The sequence below is a fragment of the Actinomadura sp. NPDC048032 genome (assembly GCF_040653175.1).
Classification (GTDB): Bacteria; Actinomycetota; Actinomycetes; order Streptosporangiales; family Streptosporangiaceae; genus Spirillospora; species Spirillospora verrucosospora.
Window position 1 is genome coordinate 1 of the sequence record NZ_JBEZJP010000606.1, and the last position, 3,671, is coordinate 3,671.

Annotated in this window: 3 protein-coding genes; all 3 read left to right on the plus strand. The window is 71.2% G+C overall.

Going from position 1 to position 3,671, the window contains the following annotated elements; translation table 11 throughout:
* Positions 1-1,005 (plus strand): alpha-glucosidase C-terminal domain-containing protein (locus AB0C69_RS39845; protein WP_360361529.1); only part of this gene is annotated, 1,005 nt, incomplete at its 5' end.
* A gap of 2 nt (positions 1,006-1,007) precedes the next feature.
* Positions 1,008-2,444, plus strand: coding sequence for a phosphotransferase (locus tag AB0C69_RS39850; protein ID WP_360361532.1), 1,437 nt, complete (start codon positions 1,008-1,010; stop codon positions 2,442-2,444).
* Between the two features lie 246 nt (positions 2,445-2,690).
* Positions 2,691-3,593, plus strand: coding sequence for a C40 family peptidase (locus tag AB0C69_RS39855; RefSeq protein ID WP_345182539.1), 903 nt, complete (start codon positions 2,691-2,693; stop codon positions 3,591-3,593).
* The last annotated feature ends 78 nt before the right edge of the window (positions 3,594-3,671 follow it).

Below are 3,671 nucleotides of genomic sequence, written 5' to 3' on the forward strand. Positions count from 1 at the left end.
GAGGCCAACCAATGGCCCGCCGACGTCGTGGAGTACTTCGGCGACCCCGCCGCCGGCGGCGACGAATGCCACATGGCCTTCCACTTCCCCGTCATGCCCCGCATCTTCATGGCCGTCCGCCGCGAACAGCGCTACCCCATCTCCGAGATCATGGCCCAGACCCCCAAGATCCCCGACAACTGCCAATGGGGCATCTTCCTGCGCAACCACGACGAACTCACCCTGGAGATGGTCACCGACGAAGAACGCGACTACATGTACACCGAATACGCCAAAGACCCCCGCATGAAAGCCAACATCGGCATCCGCCGCCGCCTGGCCCCCCTCCTGGACAACGACCGCAACCAACTCGAACTGTTCACCGCCCTCCTGCTGTCCCTGCCCGGCTCCCCCGTCCTGTACTACGGCGACGAGATCGGCATGGGCGACAACATCTGGCTCGGCGACCGCGACGCCGTCAGAACCCCCATGCAATGGACCCCCGACCGCAACGCCGGCTTCTCCGCCTGCGACCCCGCCCGCCTCTACCTGCCGGTCATCATGGACCCCATCTACGGCTACCAGGCCGTCAACGTCGAAGCCCAGGCCAACAACCCCGGATCCCTGCTCCACTGGACCCGCAAGATGATCGAGATCCGCCAGCGCCACCCCGTCTTCGGCGTCGGCTCCTACGTCGAACTGTCCGCCTCCAACCCCTCCGTCCTGGCCTTCACCCGCGAGATCACCGAGGACGAGAGCCCCTGGGGCGAGATGGACACCGTCCTGTGCGTCAGCAACCTGTCCCGGTTCCCCCAGCCGGTCGAGCTGGACCTGCGGCGCTTCGAGGGCTACGCGCCCGTCGAGTGCATGGGCGGCGTCCAGTTCCCCGCCATCGGCGAACTCCCGTACCTGCTCACCCTGCCCGGGCACGGCTTCTACTGGTTCCAGCTGGTCCCTCCTGAGGACGGCGATCCCGTGGCGGGCGCGGACGCGGGGCCGGGCACCCGCGCGGGAAGGACCGTCTGACCGTGCTTCCTCCAGAGCGGGACCTCGTCCGGGACCTCGCCGAGTGGCTGCCGCGGCAGCGGTGGTTCGGCGGCAAGGACGGCCCCATCCACGACCTCGCCATCGGCACCGCCACCGAACTCCGGTCCGGCGACCCCTCCCTGCACCACCTCGTCATCCACGTCCGCCGGGACGACACCACCGACCACTACCAGCTCCTCCTCGGCGCCCGCCGCGACCTTCCCGACCGGCTCCGGCACGTCGAGATCGGCGGGCCCTGCGGCGACCGGTCCGCGAAGGCCCGGCTGTACGACGCCGCGCACGACCCGGACCTGACCCGGGTGCTGCTGGAGGCCATGGCGAGCGGGGCGTCCGCGGGCCCGCTGCGGTTCCACCACGCGGGCGGCGCCCGCATCCGGACGGACCTGGCGAGCCTGCCGATGACCGCCGAGCAGAGCAACACCTCGTTACTGTTCGGCGACGAGTACATCTGCAAGCTGTTCCGCCGCCTGTCCCCCGGCGTCAACCTCGACCTGGAGGTCAACCTCGCGCTGAGCCGCCGCGGCTGCGCGCACGTCCCGGCCGTCCTCGGCTGGATCGAGCTGGAACCGGGCCACGGGGCGCGGGCGGGCGAGGGCGCGGAGCCGGTGACGCTCGCCCTCCTGTCGGACTACCTGCACACCGGCGTGGACGGGTGGAGCCTCGCGATCGCCAGCGTCCGGGACTGGTTCGCGCACACGCCGCCGCCCGGCGGCGACGAGTGGGCGGAGCTCGACGCGAGCGCCGCCGGCGGCGACTTCGCCGCCGAGGCCGAACGGCTCGGCGCGGCCACCGCCGAGGTGCACCGGGCGCTCGCCGACGCGTTCGGCGTCACGGTCGTCCCGGCCGGGGAGGTCCGCGCGACGGCCGCGCGGATGAACGCCGAGCTGACCGGCACCTGCCGCGCGGTGCCCGCGCTCGCGCCGCACGCCAAGGCGCTCACCGAGGCGTTCCTGGACCTGGCCGCGCGGGCCGAGCCGCTGCCCGTCCAGCGCGTGCACGGCGACTACCACCTCGGCCAGGTCCTGCGCACCGAGTCCGGGTGGACGGTGCTGGACTTCGAGGGCGAGCCGGCGCGGACGCAGAGCGAGCGCCGGGCCCTCGCGCACCCGCTGCGCGACGTCGCCGGGATGCTCCGCTCGTTCGAGTACGCGGCGCGGTTCCTCATCACCAAGGCGGGCACGGTGCCGAGCGAGTCGGGGCCGCGGCTGGAGACCCGGGCGCACGCCTGGGCGGCGCGCAACCGCGCCGCGTTCTGCCGCGGCTACGCGGGGGCCGGCGGACCGGATCCGGCCGCGCATTCGGTCCTCATCCGCGCGTTCGAATTCGAGAAGGCCGTCTACGAGGTGCGTTACGAGGCGCAGAACAGACCGGCCTGGCTCCCCGTTCCGCTGAAATCGCTGGCGCATCTGACCGCCTGACAAAAGACACTGAAGGCCGCCTCCAATTCCGCGCCATGATCAAGTAAAATCGGCCGTCCTCGACAATTCCGTGCCGATCAACGGGTACCCGATCCCTCGGCGGGATGATGATCACCTGCCGATACCCGAACGGAAACGGAGACCAGAGGAATGTCCACCCCACGCCACTCGCAGGAGCCCGGAAGCGCAAGCGCAGCGATCGCGGGCCATCCCGGCCGCGGCCGGGCGGCCGGCCGAAAACGGGGCATGCTCCGCACGGCCGTCACGGCCACGGTGACCGGGCTCGCGCTGACGGTCCCGCTGGGTTCCACGGCCTTCGCCGCGCTCAACCCGACGGTGCTGAGAAGCCTGCACCTCGACGCGGCCACCCTGGAGAAGGTCCAGGCGTACGACAGGTACCGGACGCGGGAGACCCTCCAGCGCAAGCGCGCCAAGAAGGCGCTGCGGTTCGCCCGCAAACAGATCGGCAAGCCCTACCGGTGGGGCGGGACGGGCGCGGGCGGCTACGACTGCTCCGGGCTGATGATGGCCGCGTGGCGGCGGGCGGGCGTCAAGATCCCCCGTGTCACCTACGCCCAGTACCGCAGGGTGGACCGGAAGGTGGGGATCGGGAGCCTCAAGCCCGGTGACCTCATCTTCTTCCACGGCCGCAGCCACGTCGGCATGTACGTGGGGCACGGCCGTTTCCTGCACGCGCCCAATTCGGGGGCCAGGGTCCGCATCGACAGGTTCGGCGCGGCGCGCAAGCGACAGTTCGCGGGCGCGGTACGGCCCGGCGCGCCCGCCTACCGGGAGTGGTCGCCGTCCGTGCGGGAGCTCGTCGAGAAGATCGACCGGATGAGCGCCGAGAAGCGCGCCGACCAGCCCCCTGATAGCGAGCGGACCCCCCAGATTCCGCCATCACACCATACAAATAACAAGAAATCTGACAATCCCCCAATCACCGCCCCCGGACACATCCCGGCGGAAAAGGCCGCGCCACCCGGCGGCCACTCCACGAGGCCGGACGATTCCGCGGCACAGGCTCCGCGAAGCGACAGACCGTCGAACGAGTCAAAGCCTGAGCCCCGGCCGAGAGCCGTGGCGCATCCGAGATCGTTCTGGAACGGCCCCGGCACCGAGCCGTGGGCGGAGTACGCCACTCCCTAGCCCCTTTCCGGAGCCGCCCCTCGGCTCCGCCCCCCGGAACAGGAGCGAACCGACGTGCCCACCCTCACCGCACGCGCG

What these genes read in the sequence shown, in the direction of transcription:
- AB0C69_RS39855 (WP_345182539.1), top strand. Translation starts at nt 2,691, where the DNA reads ATGCTCCGCACGGCCGTCACGGCCACGGTGACCGGGCTCGCGCTGACG.